This window comes from Bacteroides xylanisolvens XB1A (genome assembly GCF_000210075.1).
Lineage (GTDB): Bacteria > Bacteroidota > Bacteroidia > Bacteroidales > Bacteroidaceae > Bacteroides > Bacteroides xylanisolvens.
The window spans coordinates 1594304-1620285 of record NC_021017.1; the positions used below are offsets into that span (position 1 = coordinate 1594304).

Annotated in this window: 19 protein-coding genes, 2 pseudogenes and 1 riboswitch; of the genes and pseudogenes, 20 read left to right on the forward strand and 1 reads right to left on the reverse strand. The window is 45.1% G+C overall.

Going from position 1 to position 25982, the window contains the following annotated elements:
• Positions 1 to 110: 110 nt before the first annotated feature.
• The 15 genes and pseudogenes from BXY_RS06585 (at position 111) to BXY_RS06650 (ending at position 18882) form a co-directional block, all read left to right on the forward strand.
• A complete protein-coding gene (locus tag BXY_RS06585) occupies positions 111 to 2360 on the forward strand; it encodes an inorganic phosphate transporter (protein WP_134993111.1) in 2250 nt (749 codons plus the stop codon).
• Positions 2361 to 2595: 235 nt separating this feature from the next.
• Positions 2596 to 3102, forward strand: coding sequence for an Imm9 family immunity protein (imm9, locus tag BXY_RS06590; RefSeq protein WP_015531512.1), 507 nt, complete (start codon positions 2596 to 2598; stop codon positions 3100 to 3102).
• A 283-nt stretch (positions 3103 to 3385) separates the two neighbouring features.
• A complete protein-coding gene (locus BXY_RS06595; protein ID WP_015531513.1) occupies positions 3386 to 4012 on the forward strand; it encodes an HU family DNA-binding protein in 627 nt (208 codons plus the stop codon).
• Between the two features lie 116 nt (positions 4013 to 4128).
• A pseudogene (locus tag BXY_RS06600) lies at positions 4129 to 4887 on the forward strand (tyrosine-type recombinase/integrase); the annotation flags it as partial.
• 447 nt (positions 4888 to 5334) lie between these two features.
• Positions 5335 to 6228, forward strand: a complete 894-nt coding sequence (locus tag BXY_RS06605; protein ID WP_004289225.1) for a phage integrase SAM-like domain-containing protein — start codon at positions 5335 to 5337, stop codon at positions 6226 to 6228.
• Positions 6229 to 6274: 46 nt separating this feature from the next.
• A complete protein-coding gene (locus BXY_RS23785; RefSeq protein WP_004289226.1) occupies positions 6275 to 6604 on the forward strand; it encodes a site-specific integrase in 330 nt (109 codons plus the stop codon).
• Positions 6605 to 6990: 386 nt separating this feature from the next.
• Positions 6991 to 7182, forward strand: a riboswitch (cobalamin riboswitch).
• 155 nt (positions 7183 to 7337) lie between these two features.
• Positions 7338 to 8255: a DUF4465 domain-containing protein gene (locus tag BXY_RS06610; protein ID WP_004289228.1), complete on the forward strand. Its 918-nt coding sequence runs from the start codon at positions 7338 to 7340 to the stop codon at positions 8253 to 8255.
• Positions 8256 to 8319: 64 nt separating this feature from the next.
• A complete protein-coding gene (locus BXY_RS06615) occupies positions 8320 to 10101 on the forward strand; it encodes a PKD-like domain-containing protein (RefSeq protein WP_015531515.1) in 1782 nt (593 codons plus the stop codon).
• A 14-nt stretch (positions 10102 to 10115) separates the two neighbouring features.
• A complete protein-coding gene (locus BXY_RS06620) occupies positions 10116 to 12206 on the forward strand; it encodes a receptor L domain-containing protein (RefSeq protein ID WP_004311297.1) in 2091 nt (696 codons plus the stop codon).
• Positions 12207 to 12234: 28 nt separating this feature from the next.
• Positions 12235 to 13335, forward strand: coding sequence for a YncE family protein (locus BXY_RS06625; protein WP_004293828.1), 1101 nt, complete (start codon positions 12235 to 12237; stop codon positions 13333 to 13335).
• 18 nt (positions 13336 to 13353) lie between these two features.
• Complete coding sequence (locus BXY_RS06630) at positions 13354 to 15432, forward strand: TonB-dependent receptor plug domain-containing protein (RefSeq protein ID WP_004289232.1); 2079 nt, start codon at positions 13354 to 13356, stop codon at positions 15430 to 15432.
• 11 nt (positions 15433 to 15443) lie between these two features.
• Positions 15444 to 16583, forward strand: coding sequence for an ABC transporter substrate-binding protein (locus BXY_RS06635; protein ID WP_015531516.1), 1140 nt, complete (start codon positions 15444 to 15446; stop codon positions 16581 to 16583).
• Entirely contained in the window at positions 16584 to 17564 is a 981-nt protein-coding gene (locus BXY_RS06640) for a FecCD family ABC transporter permease (protein ID WP_004289234.1), read from the forward strand.
• Positions 17561 to 18319: an ABC transporter ATP-binding protein gene (locus BXY_RS06645; protein WP_004289235.1), complete on the forward strand. Its 759-nt coding sequence runs from the start codon at positions 17561 to 17563 to the stop codon at positions 18317 to 18319. Before BXY_RS06640 ends, BXY_RS06645 begins: the two co-directional genes overlap by 4 nt.
• Positions 18316 to 18882 carry a DUF2284 domain-containing protein gene (locus BXY_RS06650; protein ID WP_004289236.1) on the forward strand — a complete coding sequence of 189 codons (567 nt, stop codon included), beginning with the start codon at positions 18316 to 18318 and terminating at the stop codon, positions 18880 to 18882. Before BXY_RS06645 ends, BXY_RS06650 begins: the two co-directional genes overlap by 4 nt.
• Before the next feature lie 583 nt (positions 18883 to 19465).
• On the opposite strand, the gene BXY_RS06655 is transcribed toward BXY_RS06650, so the two are convergent.
• Complete coding sequence (locus BXY_RS06655) at positions 19466 to 19675, reverse strand: hypothetical protein (RefSeq protein WP_005829337.1); 210 nt, start codon at positions 19673 to 19675, stop codon at positions 19466 to 19468.
• A gap of 121 nt (positions 19676 to 19796) precedes the next feature.
• On the opposite strand from BXY_RS06655, the gene BXY_RS06660 reads away from it, so the two are divergent.
• The 5 genes and pseudogenes from BXY_RS06660 to BXY_RS06680 all read left to right on the forward strand — a co-directional run.
• The gene (locus BXY_RS06660; protein ID WP_004327094.1) at positions 19797 to 20213 is read left to right on the forward strand and encodes a DUF3408 domain-containing protein; all 417 of its coding nucleotides are present in this window, start codon (positions 19797 to 19799) and stop codon (positions 20211 to 20213) included.
• A 29-nt stretch (positions 20214 to 20242) separates the two neighbouring features.
• Positions 20243 to 20647 (forward strand): DUF3408 domain-containing protein, encoded by a 405-nt coding sequence (locus BXY_RS06665; protein WP_004315818.1) that lies wholly within the window; start codon positions 20243 to 20245, stop codon positions 20645 to 20647.
• A 75-nt stretch (positions 20648 to 20722) separates the two neighbouring features.
• Complete coding sequence (locus tag BXY_RS06670) at positions 20723 to 21511, forward strand: ParA family protein (RefSeq protein ID WP_004311277.1); 789 nt, start codon at positions 20723 to 20725, stop codon at positions 21509 to 21511.
• A gap of 1257 nt (positions 21512 to 22768) precedes the next feature.
• A pseudogene (locus BXY_RS06675) lies at positions 22769 to 24648 on the forward strand (carboxypeptidase-like regulatory domain-containing protein).
• A 796-nt stretch (positions 24649 to 25444) separates the two neighbouring features.
• Positions 25445 to 25982, forward strand: a 538-nt coding sequence (locus BXY_RS06680; protein ID WP_208946775.1) for a carboxypeptidase-like regulatory domain-containing protein, incomplete at its 3' end; no start/stop codon positions are given.

Here is a 25982-nt window from a genome sequence, read left to right on the forward strand (position 1 = left end):
GTTTCAAGACAAAAGAAAGATGATTGTAATACAATTGTAACATGTATGACACCTCCCTGCAACGTCAAATCCCGTCCTTTGCAACTGGAAACAACATACACATATTATTTATGGAGACTATTTATTTATGCATTATCATTTTCCTCTTCGTCCTTGCCGTCTTCGATCTGATAGTCGGAGTCAGCAATGACGCAGTCAACTTCTTAAACTCCGCGGTAGGTGCCAAAGCCGCTTCGTTTAAAACCATCCTTTTCATAGCCGGCGTCGGCATATTTATTGGCGCCTCCCTATCCAATGGCATGATGGACATAGCCCGGCACGGCATCTACCAGCCCGAGCACTTCTACTTTGCCGAAATCATGTGCATCCTGTTAGCCGTCATGCTGACCGACGTAGTACTGCTGGACGTATTTAACTCCATGGGTATGCCCACCTCCACCACCGTTTCATTAGTCTTTGAACTACTCGGAGGAACCTTCGCCCTCTCACTTATCAAAGTACATAATAGCGACACCCTCGGTTTGGGCGACCTCATAAACACCGACAAAGCCCTTTCCGTCATCATGGCCATTTTCGTATCCGTCGCCATCGCCTTCTTCTTCGGAATGATCGTACAATGGCTGGCCCGTGTGGTATTCACCTTCAACTATACGAAAAAGATGAAATACAGCATTGCACTCTTCGGAGGTGTAGCCGCTACCGCCATCATCTATTTCATGCTTATCAAAGGACTGAAAGACAGCTCCTTCATGACCCCCGAAAACAAACACTGGATACAAGACAACACATTGATGTTAATCGCCGTCTTCTTCGTGTTCTTCACCGTACTGATGCAAATCCTTCACTGGATGAAAATCAACGTTTTCAAAGTAATTGTATTGATGGGCACCTTCGCCCTCGCTCTCGCTTTTGCCGGCAACGACCTTGTCAACTTCATCGGTGTTCCCCTCGCAGGCTTCTCCTCTTTTATGGACTATACCGCCAACGGAGGAGGAAATCCGAACGGCTTCCTGATGACCTCCCTGCTGGGACCCGCCAAAACCCCGTGGTATTTCCTTATCGGAGCCGGAGCCGTTATGGTCTACGCCCTTTGTACTTCTAAAAAGGCACATGCCGTAATTAAAACATCCGTCGACCTTTCCCGTCAAGATGAAGGAGAAGAAACATTCGGAAGTACCCCGATTGCCCGTACAGTAGTCCGCATCAGTATGACACTTGCCAACGGAATCTCCCGCATTATGCCAAGTGGCAGCAAAGAATGGTTTGACTCCCGCTTCCGCAAAGACGAAGCTATCATTGCCGACGGAGCAGCTTTCGACCTTGTCCGCGCTTCTGTCAACCTAGTATTAGCGGGTCTGCTCATCGCCTTGGGAACTTCCTTGAAACTTCCTCTTTCTACCACCTACGTAACCTTCATGGTAGCTATGGGTACCTCTTTAGCCGACCGTGCCTGGGGACGTGATTCTGCCGTTTATCGTATTACCGGCGTATTAAGCGTCATCGGTGGCTGGTTCATCACTGCCGGAGCTGCCTTCACCATCTGTTTCTTCGTAGCCCTCGTACTTCATTATGGAGGAAATATCTCTATCATCGCACTCATCGGTATAGCTGTATTCATCCTGATCCGTAGCCAAGTGATGTACAAAAAACGCAAAGCGAAAGAACAAGGTAACGAAACTCTGAAGCAACTTATGCAAGCCACAGACAGCACAGAAGCCCTGCAACTGATGCGTAAGCACACCCGTGAAGAACTTTCCAAAGTGCTGGAATATGCAGAAACCAACTTCGAACTGACCGTCACTTCTTTCCTCCACGAAAATCTTCGAGGACTGCGTCGTGCTATGGGTTCCACAAAATTTGAAAAACAGCTCATCAAACAGATGAAACGTTCCGGCACCGTAGCCATGTGCCGCCTCGACAACAACACCGTACTCGAAAAGGGACTTTATTACTATCAAGGCAACGACTTTGCCAGCGAACTCGTTTACAGTATTTCTCGTCTCTGCGAACCTTGCCTGGAACATACCGACAATAACTTCAACCCATTGGATGCCATTCAGAAAGGTGAATTCAGCGATGTTGCCGAAGATATTACATATCTGATTCAGCAATGCCGTAAGAAAATGGAAAACAACGAGTACAACAATCTGGAAGAAGAAATCCGTCGTGCCAACGACCTCAACGGACAGCTTTCGCTATTGAAACGTAAGGAACTGCAACGCATCCAAAGCCAATCAGGAAGTATCCGGGTTAGCATGGTATATCTCACGATGGTTCAGGAAGCACAGAACGTAGTCACTTACACCATCAACTTAATGAAAGTAAGCCGTAAATTCCAAGTGGAGACTGAAATGCCGTAAAGGCTGGAAACGATAACGTCCTTCACTGGAAAAAACGAATGATAACTCGAAAGGAAAGGACTGTTTGATAAACCCTATTTATATAAGTGAGGGCATGTCAAACAGTCTTTTCTTTTTAGAAAGTGGTTGGATAAAAAAGCTCTGTTCTTTAGCATTTGATTTGATAAAATTGTATATTTATAGTCGGTAAGATATTTGAGACGATTTAAAATGCAATGGTATAAAAATGAAATGAATGAAATATCAATTAGAAATAACCACTTTACTGGTTCCTGTCAATGTGCATCAGTTGTTTGAGAAATGTGAATGGCCCGAACTAAACAGTTTTGACAAAGAAATGGTTGAGAACTATTTCTCTGATTTGGTAAATGGTATTCAAACCGATGAGGCTTTGGACGATTGGACGCTGACAATTGTCCTGTATATCGGTACTTATTTGGGAGCCAATCATATCAGTATCCGGAAACATGGAATCACCGATACGGCAACAAAAGAAAAAGTGTTGATGATCGGTATACCTCTCCCTTGCAGTAAAACCGTTCGTTGGGGAGTGAAGAAGAAAGAACGGTTTACAGGTAAGATACCGGATGAAAACTATAGGAGAAATAACAGGCTGCTTCCCGTCTACTTTGCGAAATATGATACTATGGGAACCTATATTGAAGATAACATCCGGATAGCCCTTTTGAATTTGTTTGAAGTAGGTTTTACCTTGAAAGGATATAAAGTAAAGAAACGGTGATAGTAACTGAATCGTAATCAAACTTCCTTTTCATAGGGATTAAACTTGCTTATCCCGGCAGGAAAATGTATCTTTGTTGGTAAGAAAACTATAACCGCAAGTTCTGATTATAAAACCGGAACTTTTGATTATGTAATCAGAAGTTTCAGTTATAAAACCAGAACTTGCGGTTTTAGTTTGCCCTAAGGGAAAAAGAACTTTTCTTCTAGGGGAGAACAAGTTTTCTACCTATAGCAAGGATGTTTTCTATTAGTAATCAATATTTCAAATAAACTTTAGTACTATGGCAATGTATGTAATGGAAGAAATGCCCGATATTCATGGAACGGGCGAACAAGTACTTTATCCGCGGTTTGCAATGATGGATCAGGTTTCTACCGAGGAGCTGATACGTCAGATAGCATCCAGCAGTGGTTTTAATGTCGGAGATGTGGAAGGCGTAATTACACAAATAGGTATTGAGATGGCACATCAGATGGCAGAAGGCAAGTCTGTGAAGCTGGATGGCATTGGAACATTCTCTCCTTCGTTGGCGTTATGCAAAGATAAAGAGCGTGAAAAGGCCGGAGAAGGCGAAACCCATCGTAACGCACGAAGCATTGTGGTGGGAAACGTGAACTTTCGTGTAGACAGGAAGATGATAAGGCGTATCAATGGAAGATGTCTGCTGGAAAGAGCTCCGTGGAAGTCGCAACGTTCTTCACAGAAGTATACTCCGGAGCAACGGCTTGCATTGGCTGTCAGATATTTGGAGGAACATCCTTTTTTGACAGTCTACGAATACCGGAAGCTGACAGGTCTGCTGCGCACAGCGGCTACCAATGAATTGCGCCAATGGGCGTATACGCCCGGTTCCGGTATCGGGATTGATGGCAGAGGAACACATCGGGTGTATATAAAGAAAACATAATTCATCATATTTGTATGATGATACTTTGAGATTTTGAATTAAGAGCATTGGGGGGAATTGCGGTGAGGGCGCTTTTCTTCAGGGACGTGCTTGAGTGATAACTAAAATTAATAAAAATGGGGAATTTGATTTCATTTATGAAGGAAGTAGCTGAAGGGCTTCGAAAAAGTGGGAATTATGGAACTGCTCATGTTTACAGGAGTAGCATGAATGCTATCATTGCATTTAACGGGAGCAGGAATCTGTCATTCAAGAAAGTGAATCAGGAGTTTCTTAAAAGTTTTGAAACGTATTTGCGGGAAAAGGATTGTAGTTGGAACACGGTTTCAACCTATATGCGTACATTGAGGGCGGTGTACAACCGCGCGGTTGACCGTCGTATGGCATCTTATATACCGCATCATTTCCGGTATGTTTATACAGGAACGCGTGCTGACAGAAAGCGTGCACTGGAAAAGGAGGATATGGAACGATTGATGAAAGAGCTTCCCAAACAAATTCATCAGGGAAGGGAGGTATTACAACGTACGCGCGCGTACTTTTTCTTAATGTTCATGCTTCGTGGTATGCCGTTTGTAGATCTTGCCTATCTTAAAAAGCAGGATATGGTGGGGAATGTGCTTACTTATCGTCGTAGAAAAACCGGGCGGCTTCTAACTGTGACGCTTCTGCCGGAAACTATGAAACTAATAAAAAAGTATATGAACACCGATTCTGCTTCTCCTTATCTTTTTCCCATACTGACTGGCGGAGAGAGTACCGAAGCTACCTACAGGGAATATCAGATAGCTTTGCGTAATTTTAACTATCAGCTTCTGTTGCTGAAACAAGTACTTGCATTGACTTCTGATTTAAGCTCGTATGCGGCGAAACATCATACAATCTCTATCTAATTGAAAATTAAACAGTTATTTCTGTTTAATTAATATCAGGTAACGATTTAGAAACGAGCGAATTACAATATTCTGTTTTCTTTTGCCTCTGTCAAAGAACGATTCTTTCAATGCAAATATACACTTTACTTGTGACAAAAGCAATCTTTTTCTACATTTAATCGACTTACAGTCAGCCTTAAAGAGGGTCTCTGGTCTCATTCCATCTTCTTCCTCAAAAATAACATAGCAGTCTAAATTGGTTTATGTATGGGATAGGTCTTGTTCATTCGATCCGGTAGACTACTATACATAAAAGTATAAAGGCGAGATACGACAAGGAGATGCCATGCTTTTGTGTAAGGGGAATCTCTCTTAGCTTATCGCAGACCATGTATAGCTAAGTGTTTTGAGAATAAACAGTCTGTAAAAAACGGAAAGACACCGATTATGGGCCGTATCACCATCAATGGAACCCAAGCCGGTTTCAGTTGTAAGAAAGAAGTGTCCCTCGCTTTGTGGGACGTCAAAACCAACCGGGCCAAAGGCAAGTCCGAGGAGGCCCGTACACTCAATCAGGAGCTTGACAATATCAAGGCGCAAATCACCAGGCACTACCAGTACATCTGCGACCACGACAGTTTTGTTACAGCCAAGAAAGTCTATAACCGCTATGTCGGCTTCTCAGAGGAATGCCACACCCTTATGAACCTTTTCAGGGAACAGCTGGAACCGTATAAAAAGAAAATCGGCATAGAGAAAGCCGAAAGCACCTACTGCGGTCTGGTTGCCGATTACAAGAGTCTCCTGCTTTTCATGAAAAGCAAGAAGAATGCAGAGGATATTGTCATCGAAGAACTTGAGAAATCATTCATCGAGGATTACTACAACTGGATGCTCGGTACATGCGCTTTGGCAAACTCCACTGTCTTCGGGCGTGTCAATACCTTGAAGTGGCTGATGTATATCGCGCAGGAAAAAGGCTGGATACGGGTTCATCCGTTCGCATCATTCGAGTGTATGCCCGAATACAAGAGGCGTTCTTTCCTTTCCGAAGAGGAACTGCAAAGGATAATCCATATAGAACCGAGATACAAACGCCAGCGTGCCATGCGCGACATGTTCCTGTTCATGTGCTTCACCGGTCTTTCCTATGTGGACTTGAAAGCCATAACATACGATAATATCCATACCGACTCCGACGGCGGTACATGGCTGATGGGCAACCGTATAAAAACGGGAGTGGCGTATGTCGTAAAATTATTGCCCATTGCTATCGAACTGATTGAAAAATATAGGGGTACGGATGAAAAGAAAGACTCCCCGAATGTGTCTTTCCGGTAGGTGAATACAATGCCATGCGGCTCAGTCTTGGAATCATAGGCAGGAAATGCAACTCCGGGGCGAGGTCACCCCGCACATCGGACGCCACGCATTTGCCGTTCTGGCCATACTCAAGGGGATGCTGCTGGAAACTCTTCAGAAAGTGTTTGGGCATAAGTCCATCACATACGTCCTGCGCATCCATTCACTTGTCCGGCGCAGGCGGGGCAATCTTTTTCTGGAAGTCGCCCATCTGTACGACCAGCGTGCTGACCAGCTTTCTCAACTCCTAATACGCGCTTGTTTCAATAATTGTCAGTTCCATACTAAAATTCTTTTTAAGATTCTGAATATGCGACAAAGTAACGCACATCCTATATCCTTTCCAAACAGATAATATCAGAGTCTTCCGTTGGCGTGCATTGGCGTATCCAACGTTAAAAGAGAAGGTCCTTCACCTGCATCCATGCGGCAACGGAACTTCCATTCCCTTACTTGTTTTCCATAAATTTATAGGATTAATTTCTGGTGCATGATATTAATAGTCATTATTCTGTCTGCTTTTTTTGCTTGCATAATTGCAGCTAACAGTTATCTATTCCAGAACGCATTGTTATGGAAAATGGCAAGCTGTTTTGTTGGTTTATGGATATTGTGTATGATAATTACCGTCTTCGTTTGTCGTAAACTTGAATGCTCTAATTAAAACAGTACGGTTGTCATGCTTTGTGTGTTTTATTATAAATATTATGAATTATTTGGAATTGATATGTAATATAGATAATTTTGCAGTCGGGAAATGGTTTCGGGAGGTTTACGCCTTCCGAATGAAAAGGGAACCCGGTGAAAATCCGGGACAGTACCCGCTGCTGTGAGTCCACAAAAACGGACATCGAACTTTTGCCACTGGTGTAATACCGGGAAGGCACGATGACCGGGACGAGTCAGAAGACCTGCCATGACCGGAATGAGATTTACACCTGCGGGATATACGGGTCGTAATCAAATAAGGAATAGCTCATCGGCCATTCAATATTTGAAGACAGACATATTCCCGTTCGTGTAAGTCCGCACGAACGGGAATTTTTTGTGTTTGTTAATAATATGTTTTACATTAAAATGAGTGACCTATGAAAAGAAAATTACGCTTTCTGGCAGGTGCCTGTCTATTTACCGCAACCGCCTTGTTCTCTGGCTGTAGCTCGGACGATGACTTTTTGATGGACCCGGTTGATTCCGGAACTTCGCAAACCCGTGCTGTGACAAATTCGGACGGTACTTTAACTATCACTTTCGATGATTTCGATCCCGGCATGTTAGCAGGACCTACCTCGGCCGGAGAAAATCTTTATTCGTACCAAGGGTATCCTCAAGTAACCACCATTTACGACAATACTCCGGAAGAATATCTCTTCCTTTCAATGTTTAATACTGTAGGTGGAAGCACAGAGTATTCCAGCGGCGGCATCGCACTTTCCAACTGGAACATCCGCTCCAATCAGTCGGGAAATACCGGAGACTGGTGGTATTCTTATCTAAACCAATGTTCTGTCTATAACACTGCGGTGGAAGCGGAAGGACAGAATAAGGAAGCCGGGCACAGCGGTTCCAATTTCGGTGTCGTTTACGGATATGTGGATGCTTACAATCAGGCATGGATGGCTAAACCAGAATTTTATTTCAATGTTCCCCGGAAATTGGTCGGCCTGTGGATCTGCAACACCTCATACACTTATGGTGTCATTACTTATGGTAATCAGTTCGGTTCTACGGGGGTAGCGACTCCTCTGAAAGAGATGAAAGGGTATTTCCAAGTGAATCTGGAATGTTATGATGCGAATGGCGGTCTGATCCGCACTTACAAACGTCTTTTAGCCGATTATCGTAACGGCCAACAACAGGTTGATCCTATCACGACATGGGATTATTGGGAAATCAATGCCGAAGGGGTGCAAAGTGTGAAATTCAACTTCGAGGGTTCGGATTCGGGAGCATACGGTTTGAATACTCCGGCTTATATCTGTATTGATGATATCACCATACAATAAAAAGAATACAAGGATATCCCTTCTGTCGGGGGTATCCCTGTTATTTTTCTAAAATCCACACATCATGCATCGTTTTCACTATTTTATTATTTCTGCCTGTATGCTGTTCACCTCCTGCAACAAGGATGAAGTCATTACCGAAGAAGTAGGAGGACAACCTATAATAGAACTTGACAGCGAGACCGGTATTTACACGGTCAAGGTCGATCACGAATTGACTATCGCCCCGACATACCAGAATGTTGAAGATGCTCTTTTTACTTGGACGATAGACGGTACGCTGGTTTCTTCGGGTCCGTCTCTTCAACGTACATGGAATGAATGCGGGGATTTTTATGTCAAACTAAGAGTAGACAATGCGGAAGGCTATGCCGAAGAGGAACTGAAAGTAGAAGTGAAAGAACTCACCCCTCCGGTCATCTCACTGGCACTACCTTCGCAGGGGCTAAAAGTCGTCCGGAATACCGATTACACATTTACTCCCGATATTCAGCATTCGGATGTCGAAGGGTTCAAAATCGAATGGGTACGGGAAGGAAAAATCGTTTCCACCGAGAATACTTATACTTTCAATGAAAAAGAACTCGGTGTTTATACGGTGACAATCAACGCTTCCAATATAGATGGGACAACAACGAAAGACGTAAGCGTAGAGGTCGTGGAAACGATGCCCTACGTTGTCAAATTCCCGACCCCGTCTTACCTGCAAACATCCACGGACAGGTACACTTTTGCCGACCGTCCTGTTTTCCTGCGTCCGTTGTTGGAGTATTTCGACAATCCCCGTTTTGAGTGGAGTGTGGACGGTCAGGTCATGGAAGGAGAAGTGGAACGCATGTTCAAGTTCACGCCGTCCGCACCCGGAGAATACACCGTCTCCTGTACTGTGTCGGAAGACACACCGACGGAAAAAATAAGCAGGAATATCGACAAAGGGAAAACGGCTGTCACTGCCACCGTAAAAGTCGTTTGTGTGGACAAAAAGGAACAAGACGGCTTCCGGGCTTCGGGAAGTTCCAAGCTCTGGAATAAAGTCTATGAATATACCCCAGCTCCCGGCCAATTTATCAACGAGACGAGCACGATAGGCGGTATGACCGGCAACGAAACATCCCCTGAAGCGGCTGTCGCATGGGCAACACAGCGTTTGAAAGACAAACTGCACGTCTCTTTAGGTTCTTTCGGGGGTTATATCATCGTCGGCTTCGACCACAGTATTCCCAATTCGGGTAACCAATATGATTTCTGTGTTCAGGGGAACGCCTTTGACGGCAGTTCCGAACCGGGTATCGTATGGGTCATGCAAGATATAAACGGAAACGGATTGCCGGATGACGAGTGGTACGAACTGAAAGGATCTGAAGCAGGCAAGGAAGAAACAATACAGAATTTTGAAGTGACCTATTACCGTCCGGAAGGCAAAAAAATGGATGTCCAATGGATCAGTTCCGACGGTAGAAACGGCTGGGTAGACTATCTGTCCGCTTATCATACACAAGACTATTATTATCCGGCTTGGATTTCGGAAAACAGTTATACCCTGACAGGCACTTGTCTGGCCGCCCGCAACACCCAAGATTCTCAAACCGGTTATTGGGATAATCAGAGTTATGACTGGGGGTACGTGGATAATTTCGGAAACGACCAGATAGAAGGCGGCAGTACGGTGGATGGAAGCGGACAAAGGAACGGTTTCAAAATTTCCAATGCCATCCATGCCGATGGAACGGAAGCCAATCTGCAATATATTGACTTTATCAAAATACAATGCGGTGTTCTGGCCAAAAGCGGCTGGCTGGGCGAAGTTTCTACGGAGGTATTTTCTTTTGAGGATCTAACCAAATAATAAAAATTACAAGTATGAAAATTTATTTTCTTCCCATGCTCCTATCCTTGTTCTTTTTGGGAGCGTGTGACAAAAACGATGAAATTATACCTGAAGATGCAGATGAAAATTTCATCACATCGGTCGTGATGACCGTGGACGGGAAATCGTACACGGCCGACATTACGGACAATACAGTAACAATAACCGTTCCCTATACGGTATCGCTGAACAACGCCGAAGTGGAATTCAAGTACACAACTTCTGCAACAATCATACCTGATCCTGAAACGGTAACGGACTGGGATAACGAACGAACCTTCCGGGTGACATCCTATAACGGAGATGCCCGCGAATATACCTATAAGGTCGTGAAAAGCGAGATAGAATCTGACGGAGATGTGGAGTTGAAGACCACCGAGGAGGTAGCTTCTTTTGCCGCAACCAAAACAACCGTTGTCAAAGGGAACCTGATTATCGGCTCTGATGCGGAAGAGGCAGAAAAAATCACTGACATATCTGCATTGGCATCTTTGAAAGAGGTTACTGGCAACATTGTCATTCGTAACAGTTACAACGGTGCAGACTTGACAGGGTTGGATAATATCGTTTCTGCCGGAGGTTTACAGGTAGGTTCGACCGATGTCGCCTCGAAAGCTACGGAACTTCACATGATTTCCATGAAAGCATTGGAAACGCTCTCCGGAGACATATCGGTATATAACGACCAAGTGACGTATGTCCTATTCGAGAAACTGGCAACTATTGAAGGAAGCGTGATGTTCAATGCGTCGTCGTTACAGAGTTTTGAGTTTCCGGTTCTGACTACTGTAGGTCAGGATCTGAATCTTCAAGGACTCAATGAAGAGAACACAGCAGCCGGTTCGATTGCGTCTTTGGAAATACCGGAACTGACAAGTGTCGGAGGGGTCTTGTCCGTAAACAATCTTGCCAAGCTGACTTCCATGAGCTTCCTTAAGCTGAAAGAGACCGGTGGCCTTGATTTCCATACCGTTCCCGTGATGTTGGAAACCATCAACCTTCCGGAAATCGAAACAGTAAACGGAAGTATTATTATGGAAGCCAATATGGAAGCTCCTCCTACCGGTAGTTTTGTTCCCCAACGAAATGACGTGCTTCAGGCTTTCGGTGGAATGGACAAACTGACAACGATAAAGGGACAGATAAAGATAAAGAATTTCACGGCACTCAAACAACTTCCCGACTGGAGCAAGATCACCACACTTGGAAGCATCACGCTGGATTATCTTGAAGATGTGAGCGGAACACTGCTGTTGCCGAACGCCCGATTTGAAACCTTCGGAGAAACAGCGCCCCAGATTGAAATTATAAACAAGGTGCAGCTCTCCAAAATTGAAACAGCCGAAGATTTGTCAAATGTAAATTTTGTCATCACCAGTCTCACGAATAATAAGTTCCCTGAAATCACGTTCAAGAATATCAAAGACTTCACTTGTAAGCCAACCACCAACAATACCGATTATACCATATCGACAATTCAACATGTATATGGAAATCTAAATGTGACAGGCCAAATGCGAAGCAATGCCAAATTTCCCGACTTGGAAATCATAGATGGATATGGATATATCCAAATACCCATGTTTGCTTCAATCACAATGCCAGTCTTGAAAGAAGTGGGAGGACAGTTCTATTTATCTGGAAATTTTACCAGTTGTAACTTGCCCTTACTATCCAAAGTTTGTTGTTCAGCTTCTCCTGTATATTATAAAGAGGGAGAGGGTTCGTTAGCAATATCTTTACAAAGTAAATCGCTGGATATTCCGGAATTGCTTCACGTAGGAGGTGAAGGGTTGTTCGTTAATAAAGCAACAGGCATTACTTGTGATAAATTACAGACTATAGATGGTACGCTACAGATAAAAAGTGCGACTTCTCTTTCTCAGGAAACACTTTCCATGGAGAAGTTGGAGACCTTGCATGGGGTTGTTTTTGACGGTTTGACGAAATTTACCGACTACACTTTCTTCGGCAAGTTTATAGAAAACGGAATGATTACGGGGGAAAGTTGGAGCGTGACGAAATGTGGGTATAACCCAACCTTCCAAAATATGAAGGACAAACAATATACGCAGCAGGATTAAACCTTATACCTTAACCAGAGTACCCGTAATGATTCGGGTACTCTTTTTTATCCGAATGACAATGAGCAGAACAATACAACGGATTTGCCTTTTTCTTTTCTGCCTGCCAGTTTTCGGCAGTTGCATGAAATGGGATTACGGAGAGATGGAAGATTTCTCTGTATCGGCCTCTGGTCTTTTCATTACCAACGAGGGGAATTTCCAGTACAGCAATGCCACGCTTTCCTACTACGATCCCGCCACGTGCGAAGTGGAGAATGAAGTGTTTTACCGTGCCAACGGGTTCAAGTTGGGCGATGTGGCCCAGTCTATGGTTATCCGGGACGGTATAGGCTGGATCGTGGTGAACAACTCGCATGTGATTTTCGCCATCGACATCAATACTTTCAAGGAAGTGGGCCGTATCACAGGTTTCACCTCACCCCGGTATATCCATTTTCTGTCGGATGAGAAAGCCTATGTGACGCAGATATGGGACTACCGTATCTTCATCATCAACCCCAAGACATACGAGATTACCGGCTATATCGAATGTCCAGACATGGACATGGAATCGGGTTCCACCGAACAAATGGTACAATACGGCAAGTACGTCTATGTGAACTGCTGGTCGTACCAGAACCGCATCCTGAAAATCGACACGGAGACGGACAAGGTCGTGGACGAACTGACCATCGGCATACAACCTACTTCGCTGGTCATGGACAAATACAACAAGATGTGGACCATCACGGATGGCGGTTACGAGGGCAGCCCATACGGTTACGAGGCACCGTCTCTCTATCGTATAGACGCCGAGACTTTCACCGTAGAGAAACAGTTCAAGTTTAAGCTGGGCGACTGGCCTTCGGAAGTCCAGCTCAACGGTACACGGGATACACTTTACTGGATCAACAACGATATTTGGCGAATGCCGGTGGAAGCCGACCGTGTTCCCGTCCGGCCTTTTCTGGAGTTTCGGGACACCAAATACTACGGCCTTACGGTCAATCCCAACAACGGGGAGGTATATGTGGCCGACGCTATTGATTACCAGCAACAAGGTATCGTGTATCGCTATTCGCCGCAAGGCAAGCTGATCGATGAATTTTACGTGGGAATCATTCCGGGAGCTTTCTGCTGGAAATAACGAGGAAGGAGGACAAAAATGAAAAGACATCTTATTCTATTGTTCGTGGGGGTAAGCCTGCCCTTTCTGCTTGCCGCCCAGCAGAAAAATTCCGTCAGCATTACCAAAAGGGTACTACGTATTCCGGAGGTTACGGTGGTGGGCAAACGACCTATGAAGGATATAGGCGTGCAACGAACCCGTTTCGATTCCATCGCCATGAAAGAGAACATCGCCTTGTCTATGGCCGATGTGCTGACATTCAACTCATCCGTTTTTGTCAAGAACTACGGACGCGCCACGTTATCCACCGTGGCTTTCCGGGGTACCTCTCCCTCGCATACCCAAGTGACGTGGAATGGTATGCGCATTAACAACCCGATGCTGGGCATGACGGATTTTTCCACCATCCCTTCTTACTTTATCGATGATGCCTCGCTGCTGCACGGAACGTCATCGGTAAACGAAACGGGCGGCGGCTTGGGTGGTCTGGTCAGGCTCTCCACTTCTCCGGCCAACCATGAAGGGTTCGGGTTGCAGTACGTGCAGGGAGTGGGGTCGTTCAGCACGTTCGACGAGTTTCTCCGCCTGACCTACGGTGACAAACACTGGCAGTCCTCCACCCGTGTGGTGTATTCCTCTTCCCCCAACGACTACAAATACCGAAACCGGGACAAGAAGGAAAACATCTATGACGAGGACAAGAACATCATCGGTTCCTATTACCCGACGGAACGCAACCGCAGCGGGGCTTATAAGGATCTGCACGTCTTGCAGGAAATTTATTATAACACGGGCGAAGGCGACAAGTTCGGGCTAAACGCCTGGTATATCAATTCCAACCGGGAACTGGCGATGCTCAGCACGGATTACGGGAACGACATGGACTTCGAGAACCGCCAAAGGGAGCAGACGTTTCGCGGCGTCCTCTCGTGGGATCGCGTGCGGGAGAAATGGAAGGTCGGTGTAAAAGGCGGCTATATACACACATGGATGGCCTATGATTACAAGCGGGACAAGGGAAACGGCGAAATGGCTTCGATGACCCGCTCACGCAGTAAGATTAACACGTTCTACGGAAGTGCGGACGGGGATTATGCTCCTTCAGAGAAATGGCTGTTCACGGCCGGTGTTTCCGTACACCAGCATTTGGTGGAAAGCGCGGACAAAAATATCATCTCGCAGGAAGGTAACAAGGCTGTTGTCGGGTATGACAAGGGACGTGTCGAGTTTTCCGGTTCCGTTTCTGCGAAATGGCGGCCTGTCGATCATTTTGCCGCCTCGCTTGTCCTTCGCGAGGATATGTTCGGTACGGAATGGGCCCCGGTTATCCCGGCTTTCTTCATCGACGGGGTACTGTCGAAAAAAGGCAATATCGTGGCGAAAGCATCCATCTCCCGGAACTACCGTTTTCCCACGCTGAACGACCTCTATTTTCTGCCGGGCGGTAATCCCGACCTGAAAAGCGAGCACGGCTTCACATACGACGTGGGGTTGTCGTTCTCGGTGGGGAAAGAAAATGTATATGCTTTGAGCGGTGGTATCAACTGGTTCGATTCGCACATCGACGACTGGATCATCTGGCTACCCACAACCAAGGGATTCTTCTCCCCCAGAAACCTCAAAAAGGTACATGCTTACGGGGCAGAGACCAACGCCCACCTTGATATAATGCTCGGAAAGGACTGGAAACTGGATATGAACGGAACTTTCTCGTGGACTCCCTCGATCAACGAGAGCGAACCGATGAGTCCGGCAGACCAATCCGTCGGCAAACAGTTGCCATACGTGCCGGAGTTTTCCGCAACGGTGACCGGACGTCTGTCATGGCGGACATGGAGCCTGCTTTACAAATGGTGTTATTACAGCCAGCGTTATACCATGTCGAGTAATGACTATACCCTGACGGGCTATCTGCCCCCTTACTTCATGAATAACGTGACACTGGAAAAACAGCTCTCTTTCCGATGGGCCGATCTGTCGCTAAAGGGCAGCATCAACAACCTGTTCGATGAAGAATACCTTTCCGTATTGTCCCGTCCCATGCCGGGCATCAATTTCGAGATATTCATCGGCATAACACCCAAGTTCGGAAAAAACAAAAATAGTAAACGATAATCTGCATCAATATGAACGCATTAAAGAATTTAAGCCTGATTTTGTTGCTTTCTCTGGCATTTACAGGCTGCCACAACAAAAGCTCAAAAATCAATGATTTCAACCTGCTGCTTTATGCTCCCGAATATGCCTCCGGCTTCGACATCAAAGGGGCGGGCGGGAAGGAAAGCGTACTGATAACCGTCAGGAATCCCTGGCAGGGAGCGGACAGTGTAACCACATGGCTGTTTATCGTCCGCAACGGTGAAGAGGTTCCCGAAGGGTTTGCAGGACAGGTACTCAAAGGAGACGCCAAACGTATCGTGGCGATGTCTTCCACTCATATCGCCATGCTTGACGCAATCGGTGAAGTCCGGTGTATAACCGGCGTTTCGGGAATCGACTACATTTCCAACCCAGACATCCAAGCCCGCCGCGACAGTATTGGCGATGTCGGCTATGAAGGGAACATCAACTACGAGTTGCTGCTCTCGCTCGATCCCGACCTCGTTCTGCTCTATGGGGTGAACGGCGCAAGCGCAATGGAAAGCAAACTCGAAGAACTCGACATACCGTTCATGTATGTCGGCGATTATCTTGAAGAGTCGCCTCTCGGCAAGGCCGAATGGATGGTAGTGCTTTCAGAAGTCACAGGAAAACGTGAGAAGGGTGAAAAAGCCTTTGCCACAATCCCGGTCAGATACAACGCCTTGAAAAAGAAAGTGGCCGACAGTACCCTCGGCACTCCTTCGGTTATGCTTAATGTTCCCTATGGCGACTCGTGGTTCATGCCTTCAACCCAAAGTTATGTAGCCCGCTTGATTACTGATGCGGGAGGCCGCTATATCTACCAGAAGAACACGGGAAACGCTTCTATCCCCATTGACTTAGAAGAAGCATATCTGCTCGCGTCGGATGCGGACATGTGGTTGAACGTGGGAATGGCGAACTCCCTTGACGACTTGAAGGCATCATGTCCGAAATTCACCGATACCCGATGTTTCAAAAATGGAGAGGTGTATAACAACAACGCCCGTACCAACACAGCCGGGGGTAACGACTATTACGAGTCTGCCGTCGTGAATCCTGACATCGTGCTCCGCGACCTCGTGAAGATATTCCATCCTGAACTGGTGCAGGAAGAGTGTGTGTATTACAAGCAACTGAAATAGATGCGTTCCCGTTCGACTATATTATTCTCCATATTGATTACGCTCACGGTCGGTCTTTTTTTACTGGACTTGGCCGTGGGAGTTGTCAACATTCCGATCCGCGATGTATGGGCAGCACTGACCGGGGGAAATTGTTCCCGTGCCACGGAAAAAATCGTACTCAACATACGCCTCATAAAAGCTATAGTGGCACTGTTGGCCGGGGCTGCCTTATCGGTCAGCGGTCTTCAGATGCAGACCCTCTTCCGTAATCCTCTTGCCGGTCCCTATGTCCTTGGCATCAGTTCCGGTGCAAGTCTCGGTGTGGCACTTGTGGTACTTGCCGGGATCGGTTCATCAATAGGCATTGCCGGAGCAGCGTGGGTGGGTGCGGCTGTCGTGTTGCTCGTGATAACTGCCGTCGGACAGCGAATAAAAGACATCATGGTAATCCTGATTCTGGGCATGATGTTCTCATCGGGCGTAGGTGCTGTCGTGCAGATATTGCAGTACCTCAGCAAAGAGGAATCGCTGAAAGCCTTTGTCATTTGGACGATGGGGGCTTTGGGTGACGTCACCTCCGGACAACTTCTGATTCTTGTTCCATCGGTGTTTGCCGGACTGCTGTTGGCTGTACTGACCATCAAACCGCTTAACCTCCTGCTGTTCGGAGAGGAATATGCCGTAACAATGGGACTGAATATTCGGCGTTCACGCAGCCTGTTGTTTCTCTCGACAACGCTGCTCGCCGGAACGATAACCGCTTTTTGCGGTCCGATAGGTTTCATAGGTCTCGCTATGCCTCATGTCACAAGAATGCTTTTCCAAAATAGCGATCATCATGTCCTTCTGCCCGGAACAATTCTTTCGGGAGCATCGATATTGCTTCTTTGCGACATCATTTCTAAAATATTCACCTTGCCGATCAACGCCATTACAGCTCTATTGGGAATCCCAATCGTCGTATGGGTGGTTTTACGCAACAAATCCATCACCGCATGATAGAATTACAGCATTTTTCCATAGGTTACAAAGAAAACTCGTTGCTCCACGAGGTAAATGCCACGATAAAAAAAGGTCAACTGACAGCCCTTATCGGAAGAAACGGGACAGGAAAATCGACGTTGCTCCGCGCCATAGCCGGTCTGAACCGGTGTTATTCCGGAAAAATCATTCTCGACGGGCACGACATCGCCTGCATGAAAACCGAAGATATGGCAAAAACGCTGGCTGTCGTCACGACCGAGCGCACGCGCATCGCCAACCTGCGGTGCAAGGATGTCGTAGCCATAGGCCGTGCTCCTTATACCAACTGGATAGGTAGGATGCAAGAAACAGATAAGGAGATAGTCATGCAATCGCTCATTTCGGTGGGAATGGAGGCTTATGCAAACCGCACGATGGATAAAATGTCGGATGGCGAATGCCAGCGTGTGATGATTGCTCGTGCATTGGCACAGGATACTCCTATCATTCTCCTTGATGAACCGACTTCCTTTCTTGACATGCCTAATCGCTACGAACTTGTGGCGTTGCTTCGTAGGCTTGTCCACGACGAGAAAAAATGTATCATGTTCTCGACACATGAACTTGACATCGCGTTGTCCATGTGCGATTCGATAGCATTGTTAGATACCCCGAATTTAAGTTGCTTGACCGCGTCTGAAATGCAGAAAAGCGGATACATTGACAGACTTTTCCAAAATGAAAACATCCGTTTCGACTCCTTATGCGGTACAATGATTTTGAAACAATGAGTATATACACTGTAGAAAATTTTACTTCAGACATCACTGTTGAAGGATACATCGCCGAATTCCGTGACGAACCACATTTTCTTGAACTTTGCAAACAATGTACCAATTACGGTAAAAGTTGGGGGTGTCCTCCATTTGATTTTGATACGGAATCGTTTCTCCGACAATACAAGTATGCACATCTTATGGCAACGAAGATAATCCCTGAAGACAAAGATATTCCGATTGAATATACACAAAAACTCATTTTACCGGAACGGATACGAATCGAGAGCGAATTATTGGATATGGAACGGAAATATGGAGGGCGTTCATTTGCCTATATAGGTAAATGTCTTCACTGCTCAGATAACGAGTGTACGCGTAACTGCGGCACACCATGCCGACACCCGGAAAAAGTGCGTCCGTCACTCGAAGCCTTCGGATTTGACATAGCCAAAACGCTTTCTGAACTTTTTAACATCGAACTTCTTTGGGGAAAGGATGGCAAATTACCTGAATATCTTGTTCTCGTAAGCGGATTTTTTCATAATGAATACGAACTTTGCAACATAGCATACTAATGATTCGGACATGAAATAAACAGACAAACTAACCACATTCGGTTCAATCTGTTTTGTGATTTCAAATGAATTATAGTTAGATATGTAAAAAGCGACGCTGGAGCTTGAAATAAGTAACGGTTTATCGGTGTATTCTCCGTTAAACCGTCCTGTTTTCGTTAAACGAAAACACAACTTGCTGTCCGCAGGAGCGGACCACATTTATCCAATAATTATTGTGTATTAGCCCATTGTATGGCTATTCTCCTGTGATTTACGAGGCATTTCCATCAGGTGTTTGCCGGCTGCTCTCCCCATAAAAGGGTGGATATCTCTCCATAATCATATGACTTACGTCCATAATTCGGGAATAAGGAGGCGAATATACGGGAAATCTGCCCTTTACATGCCCTATTGTCCATTAATGGATTGTTACTTCTACACATCTACAAATGGAGAGCGGCAGTGAGCCGTATATGGTTTATGGTTTTTCTGCATTATCTTCATTAATGGATTACTACTTCTACACTTCTGCAAATGGAGAATGTAGCCGTGTACACCTTATGGTCTTCCTTCATAATTCTCCATTAACGGATTAATACTTTTACACTCCCATAGACCGATAATTTAAGAATCCGTATCCGGACGGATGCGCGCTCTCACGCCTGCCCATAAGGATTAAAAAGGAACGGTGGACAAGGAAACGGAATCCCGCTCGCTTTTCCACACCACTACGGGCCTCTGATGTCGCCTCCGCATAGGAAGAACCGTCCGAACGGAACGGCATCTCCGTCCCCCCCGTCATGTGTATCATGACAATAACTGACTTTGGATGACTATAAGTGACAGGTGGTTTCATCCTGTTCTCTTCTTCCTTTATTTTGTATTCCGAGACAATACCAGTTGTGTAATTTAATAATTTAAGATTTTAAAATATGGATTCAGAAAAGGAAAAGAACCGGCTTTCCGATATCGTTCTCGAGAGGGTCGGACTCACGGGGAACCTTCTGTCAGCTCCCGTTTCCCCATCCCTGGAACCAGTGGTGGAGATACCAAGTCATGGAAGTCAGGTCCGGGCAGGGAAAGTGACAGGTCCGGAGGAATACAAGAGGAGGTTTCTGGTTCCCGCTCCCAGAGCCGCTGAGTGGAAGACCGCCTACATTGATGGGAGACTGCACCGCCGGATCGCCATGCTGGTCAGGGCCGCCGGCTGCGGCAGCATCTCCGGTTTTATCATCCGGTTGTTGGAACTCCATATGGAGGAACACAGGGAGGACATCGCCTCCCTGCTCGGTGAGGTCTACCGTCCCTGGGATGAGGACGGACAGCCGGGAGGAACACCTCGCCGATAAAACGTTGTCATTGTCCAAGAAGGCATATCATGACAGGAAAGAACGTAAAAGAGCGGATTGGTCTTGGCGGGATGGACGCGGACCGCATCCGTGAGATCATGGGGGAAGCGCCTGCCTGTCCCCGGAAGAGACGTGGAACGTCCGGTAACGACATTATACGTCCCGCAAGGAAAAATGGCCCCATGCAACCGTCCGTCTACGGGGAGGAATACCTGCATGGCATTGCGGGCGTGCAGCGTCGGTCGCTGCATATTCCCGCCGCCCTGCACCGGAAACTGTCCATCCTGGCGGGAGCCTCGAGAAACGGAAAGGTCACTCTGGAGGGGTTCATCAACCACCTTGTCTCGCGGCATCTGGAAGAATACAGGGAAACGACGGACATGATTCTGGAGGAGTCCCTGCCCGGCCCGGTCATAAAGGCTCGTCCCCCATGACAGGGGATCTCCCCCGATGGGAGCATTATTTTTGTTTCTGAAACAATAGTGTTTAACTTTTAATGAAAAAGAAGTATGATGAAAAAAGAAAAAGAGTTGTTGGTTGCCATCGCCAGCCAGAAGGGTGGCGTGGGAAAATCCGTCTTTACGGTACTGCTGGCCAGTGTCCTGCATTACCGCAAAGACGTGCGTGTGGCGGTTGTGGACTGTGACTCCCCGCAGCACAGCATCGCCCTGATGCGTGAGAGGGACATGGAGAATGTCATGAAAAATGACGACCTGAAGGTGAACCTGTACCGGCAGTACGAAAGAATCCGTAAGCCTGCCTATCCGGTCATCAAAAGCGACCCGGAAAAGGGGGTGGAAGACCTGCGGCGTTATATGGACGAAAAAGGGGAGACTTTCGATATCGTGCTCTTCGACCTTCCCGGAACGCTCCGCAGCGAGGGGGTGGTTCATACCGTTGCCGCGATGGACTATATCTTTGTCCCGCTCAAGGCGGACAATATCGTCATGCAGAGTTCCCTGCAGTTTACCAAGGTGCTGGAAGAGGAGCTGATCGCCAAGGGGAACTGCAACTTGAAAGGAATCCGGCTGTTCTGGAACATGGTGGATAGAAGGGGACGGAAGAATTTGTATGATGCCTGGAACCGGGTCATCCACAGGATGGGGCTGCGGCTGCTGTCCTCACACATTCCGAACACCCTCCGCTACAACAAGGAGGCGGACCCTGTCTGTAAGGGTGTCTTTCGTTCCACGCTGTTTCCACCCGATCCCCGTCAGGAGAAAGACTCCGGCCTTCCTGAACTGGTGGAGGAGATATGCCATGCCATCGGTCTGGAGGAATCCGATACCGAGCGGTAGCGGATGATAGGATACAGACACCTTGAATAAGGGCTTTTAGCCTAAGATAAAGTAAGATAATTGCATGATAATAAGTTTTTTACAGATGTGACTTCTCCTATAAAAGCATTACCTTAGTAGTGTAATGTGCGCCAAGAGGTCACACAAGTAATTGTTCAGCATCGTGTCTGAACCTATTGTTCCATCAATAGTAGCCTGAAGAGGCGTACGTGACTGGCAACGGTCGGGTGCGAAGCCCTCTTGACAACGACGTTCCAACCTAAGCATCATAGGCGAAGAATGTCAAAGCTGACTGATATGAGTAACCTAAGTGAATCGCCGTACCATCGTGACTATGAATTAGCTCACGGATATTTATGGGCCATTCCAAAAGGCAAGCAGTCAGGATAGTACGCTGTTACATCGTGCTACACGGATGTCGCACTGCTGGTGGATAGGCGGAGTCTAAGTCGGTCGTCAGTTATTTGTGCGAAACTTGGTAAGCCCGTATCTCTCCCGTCAGCCAATAACCGATGGGTGGCCAATTGTAAGAGCGGCCGAATGAGGTGCGGGTAAAGGATTGTGGAGAAAGCGAATGCCATGGTGTAATGCCCTGGATAAAGGTTTCAACGTCACCCTACGCGAAAGCGGGCAGACTTCCACAGGGTAATTCTTTGTGAAACGAATTGTAGAACTTCAAGTATAAAGAAACAGCAAAGGAACAAGGCGCAAGCCGAGTGTGCATCTTCAGCCGGACGCAAAACCGTGTGGAAAGGAATAGACTTCGCACGATGCGAACGTAAGGTATCAATCGTTCACTGACTGCTATGTTCGGTATTAATGCAGACTGAATCCTTAATCATTTATCCAAACTCTTGAAATATCAAAGCCTGATTTAAGTGCAGATAACTGATAGAGTTTGGATAAATGGAAAGTTTGAATAAAATACATTATTATCAATTTCTACAGATATTTTTCCTTGCGCTCACACCCCACTGCATATTTGAGAAAACAGAATGATTTAACATACTATTTTTCATATCCAATCTTTTTTAATACTCCCCATGATAATACTCACTATAAAAAGTCCAATCGAATAATTTTACGCGGTGATAAATGAAATTAATAGAAAGCGATTACCTTTGAAGAAAAAGTCTGTAATTTGGTCAAGAGAAAAGTACAATAGGTCAAAACATGGATATTATAATTCGCTTTATTTGCACTACCATTTTAAATCTAATTGTATTAATCCTTATTATAAACTTTAATATCTGCACTATGAAGAGAAAAGTACTATTAAGCACATTGTTTCTAATACTACATTTCACTGTAGCATTAGCACAGCAAGTAACTATTTCAGGGCAAGTGTTGGATGAGAAGAGTGAACCTCTTATCGGTGCCACGATAAATATCGAAGGTACCACCAATGCAGTAATCACCGATTTAGAAGGAAAGTTCACGATAAAAGTACTTCCTTCTGAAAAACTGGTCATCAGTTATCTGGGATATAAGCCCAAAACTATCACTATCGGAAAGAACCGAAGATTTGATATCATTCTAGACCCTTCAGTCACAGAGATGGATGAGGTGGTTGTTGTAGGCTATGGTAGCCAGCGAAAAAGTGATATTGCAACCGCCGTTGCTTCTGTGAATATAAAAGATATTGTAAACAGTAGTTCTACGCAGACGTTGCAAGCACTACAAGGCAAAATCAGCGGAGTACAGATTATCCCCACAGACGGTTCATTGTCAAGCGGAATGACTTTCAGAATCAGAGGTGTCAACTCCGTCACAGGAGGAACCCAGCCTCTCTTCGTCATTGATGGTGTACCAATGCCTACTCAACAGATCACCAATGAAGATACCGAAACGGTAAACAATCCTCTGCTGGGACTGAATCCAAATGATATTGAATCCAATTTGAATTATTGGAATCCTCGTCCTATCAAAAAGGATAATCCATATTTGACCGTCCAAAGGAAGCTCTCTCCACAGACTGTGGAGGATTTCGCCAATAGACTGTTCATCTACCAGGTAGGAAAAAACAATCATATCGGCTTTCCATTCCGCAAACCCTCCCAGATGGAAATCCTTAACTTTGAAATGAGGAACTATTTTGCAGAGACCAATACCAATTATAAAGCCTTTGCCACGGGTGGTGACAAGGCACAAAGCTGTTGGATGGCCAATTTTGTTCCTTTTGACAAGGTTACAGACATATATCTCTTTGAATCCGCTATTGACGCAATGAGTTTCTACGAAATAAACCATTATACTAAAGAAACCACATGCGCATTCATAAGCACGGGGGGATATGTCACCAAATCCCAAATAGAGAATATAAGCCGTATATTCCCATCTGATAAGGTAAAGTGGAATTGTTGCTATGACAATGATGCCAGCGGTAATGGTTTTGACATCACCACAGCATATTATCTCAAAGGTGAGGAATGTAAAGCTTTTGCAAGGACCAACACTGGAGACACATATAAGACCATCTATTTAAGTTTCCCGGATGGAAACACACAGACCTTCAAAGAAGATGCATTTTCCTCCGGCGAGTATCTTAAACAACATGGTATAGACAATGTAAATATCATCAAACCTTCACGGTACAAAGATTGGAATGAGCTTCTTGTCTATTACAAAAGATTTGATTTGAACCTGGGTCCAGGAATGAAATTCATCCCGGCTATCGAAAAGACCATATCCCAACTGAATCTAAGAGGATATGAACAATTGGCCAATAGTATCAGTTCTTCCACAAAAGAACTGGTGGATTCTCTGCTTGAGCAAGCCAATTACTGCATTTCCGCACCTCTTGCCGAGAGCGGCGCTTATACTCTTATGGTAGACTGTAATATCTTCATGGGGCTGGACACGATGGTACCGGTACCAAGCAACTTATATGTTATAGAAAAGTGCACGCAAAAAAAGATATCGGCACATGCCATAAATGAATTTCTTAAAAAAGAATATATAAACATTTTTAGAGACATGAGTTCATCTGATTTCAAAAATTTTCTAGAGAAAGACATCCTAACTTATACAAAGGGTGCTGTAGAAAAGAATTTTGAGAAAGTGATATTGACTTTCGGATGGAGCCTTAAACCTTCAATTCTAAAAAAAAGAGTTTTGACTTAGAACATGGTATATAGCATAACAATACAGCATGATACCATAATAGTAGCTGTTTCAAGCAGACATGTTGTCACAATTCCTGCCAGGTTTAATGGAATGATTCTCGGGCTTTGGAACTTGATACAGATTTTCGTTGCCTACTGTAATGAGAATCCGAATTGGGTGAGTAATGTCCGGTCACTGTGGGGTGACCGATTCAAATAGGGACAGGTATGGAACGGATGCCTATTCATGCCCCTATTATAGCTGACACATGGACTTTTATACATTCTTGCACTTTTTAAGTGGGTAAAAAAGTACTATTTGTATTTTATACAAAAAATTGTTTGCTTAATGAAATGGAACATACATTGCCAATGATATTTAATACCTATATATAGGTATTAGATGCGTTTTTATACCCAAAAAATGGTATTTTTATAATCTTTTGTAATATCTAATTTTGCGTCCTAAAATAGATCTTTTATCGAAGAGAGATACAGTTTCCTTATATTTGAACTGGGGCTTCTGTAAAGTGCGATAAATATGAGGCTGGAACGGAGCTATCAGAAGAATTTTGGAGAAAATCCGTTTTTTAACTTAGTTAGATCTATCAATGAAAATATAAGTATTTATCTGCGTTGTATTAAGATATAGCATATCAGAACTACAACCATCCCGTTTTTTATTTAGATTTGCAGTTTGCTTTTAATCACTCAAGATCCGTATTACTATGTATGGAACTTAAATAAAGTACTAATATATATTGGATTTTCCTAAATATAATGCAGTTGCTATATTGTTAGACAACAGACGGTTGAGGTCTGTGAGATTATGCAACGGCACCAACAAAAACAACATGTATTTTTAATAATTTTAGTTTTGTTACACACAATGGTTTGTTTTAATTTAAAATTTACATATAATTTTGCATTATTAATAAATATGATGTTACTTATGAAAAAAGGTATTTTGGGGTGTAATATTATATACTTGTTTATACTTATTTGCATAGGAATTGCCCTCCCTATCAAATCGCAAAACAATTACAAAGTAAAACTTACAGGCACTGTTTATGAGTACGACCACAACAACAAGCGTTTGCCTTTAGAATTTGCAGCTGTGTCTATTCCTGAAATTGCACTAGGGACAACCTCTGATGAAAATGGTAGATACATACTGGAAAACGTACCTACTGGTAAAATTCGTATGCAAATTCAATATTTGGGCAAAGTCTCCATTGACACCTTAATAAATGTAAATAAGGATTTGGTTCTTAATTTTACAATGAGGAATGAGGATTTTAAGTTGAAAGAAGTTACAGTAACTGCAACCAACAGCCGTTCAGGCAAATCCACATCTTCTCACATTT

Bases quoted from the DNA above. Each gene is read 5' to 3' on its own strand.
- BXY_RS06585 (WP_134993111.1), top strand. From the start codon at position 111: ATGGAGACTATTTATTTATGCATTATCATTTTCCTCTTCGTCCTTGCC.
- imm9 (WP_015531512.1), top strand. From the start codon at position 2,596: ATGAAATATCAATTAGAAATAACCACTTTACTGGTTCCTGTCAATGTG.
- BXY_RS06595 (WP_015531513.1), top strand. From the start codon at position 3,386: ATGGCAATGTATGTAATGGAAGAAATGCCCGATATTCATGGAACGGGC.
- BXY_RS06605 (WP_004289225.1), top strand. From the start codon at position 5,335: ATGGGCCGTATCACCATCAATGGAACCCAAGCCGGTTTCAGTTGTAAG.
- BXY_RS23785 (WP_004289226.1), top strand. From the start codon at position 6,275: ATGCAACTCCGGGGCGAGGTCACCCCGCACATCGGACGCCACGCATTT.
- BXY_RS06610 (WP_004289228.1), top strand. From the start codon at position 7,338: ATGAAAAGAAAATTACGCTTTCTGGCAGGTGCCTGTCTATTTACCGCA.
- BXY_RS06615 (WP_015531515.1), top strand. From the start codon at position 8,320: ATGCATCGTTTTCACTATTTTATTATTTCTGCCTGTATGCTGTTCACC.
- BXY_RS06620 (WP_004311297.1), top strand. From the start codon at position 10,116: ATGAAAATTTATTTTCTTCCCATGCTCCTATCCTTGTTCTTTTTGGGA.
- BXY_RS06625 (WP_004293828.1), top strand. From the start codon at position 12,235: ATGATTCGGGTACTCTTTTTTATCCGAATGACAATGAGCAGAACAATA.
- BXY_RS06630 (WP_004289232.1), top strand. From the start codon at position 13,354: ATGAAAAGACATCTTATTCTATTGTTCGTGGGGGTAAGCCTGCCCTTT.
- BXY_RS06635 (WP_015531516.1), top strand. From the start codon at position 15,444: ATGAACGCATTAAAGAATTTAAGCCTGATTTTGTTGCTTTCTCTGGCA.
- BXY_RS06640 (WP_004289234.1), top strand. From the start codon at position 16,584: ATGCGTTCCCGTTCGACTATATTATTCTCCATATTGATTACGCTCACG.
- BXY_RS06645 (WP_004289235.1), top strand. From the start codon at position 17,561: ATGATAGAATTACAGCATTTTTCCATAGGTTACAAAGAAAACTCGTTG.
- BXY_RS06650 (WP_004289236.1), top strand. From the start codon at position 18,316: ATGAGTATATACACTGTAGAAAATTTTACTTCAGACATCACTGTTGAA.
- BXY_RS06655 (WP_005829337.1), bottom strand. From the start codon at position 19,675: ATGATACACATGACGGGGGGGACGGAGATGCCGTTCCGTTCGGACGGT.
- BXY_RS06660 (WP_004327094.1), top strand. From the start codon at position 19,797: ATGGATTCAGAAAAGGAAAAGAACCGGCTTTCCGATATCGTTCTCGAG.
- BXY_RS06665 (WP_004315818.1), top strand. From the start codon at position 20,243: ATGACAGGAAAGAACGTAAAAGAGCGGATTGGTCTTGGCGGGATGGAC.
- BXY_RS06670 (WP_004311277.1), top strand. From the start codon at position 20,723: ATGATGAAAAAAGAAAAAGAGTTGTTGGTTGCCATCGCCAGCCAGAAG.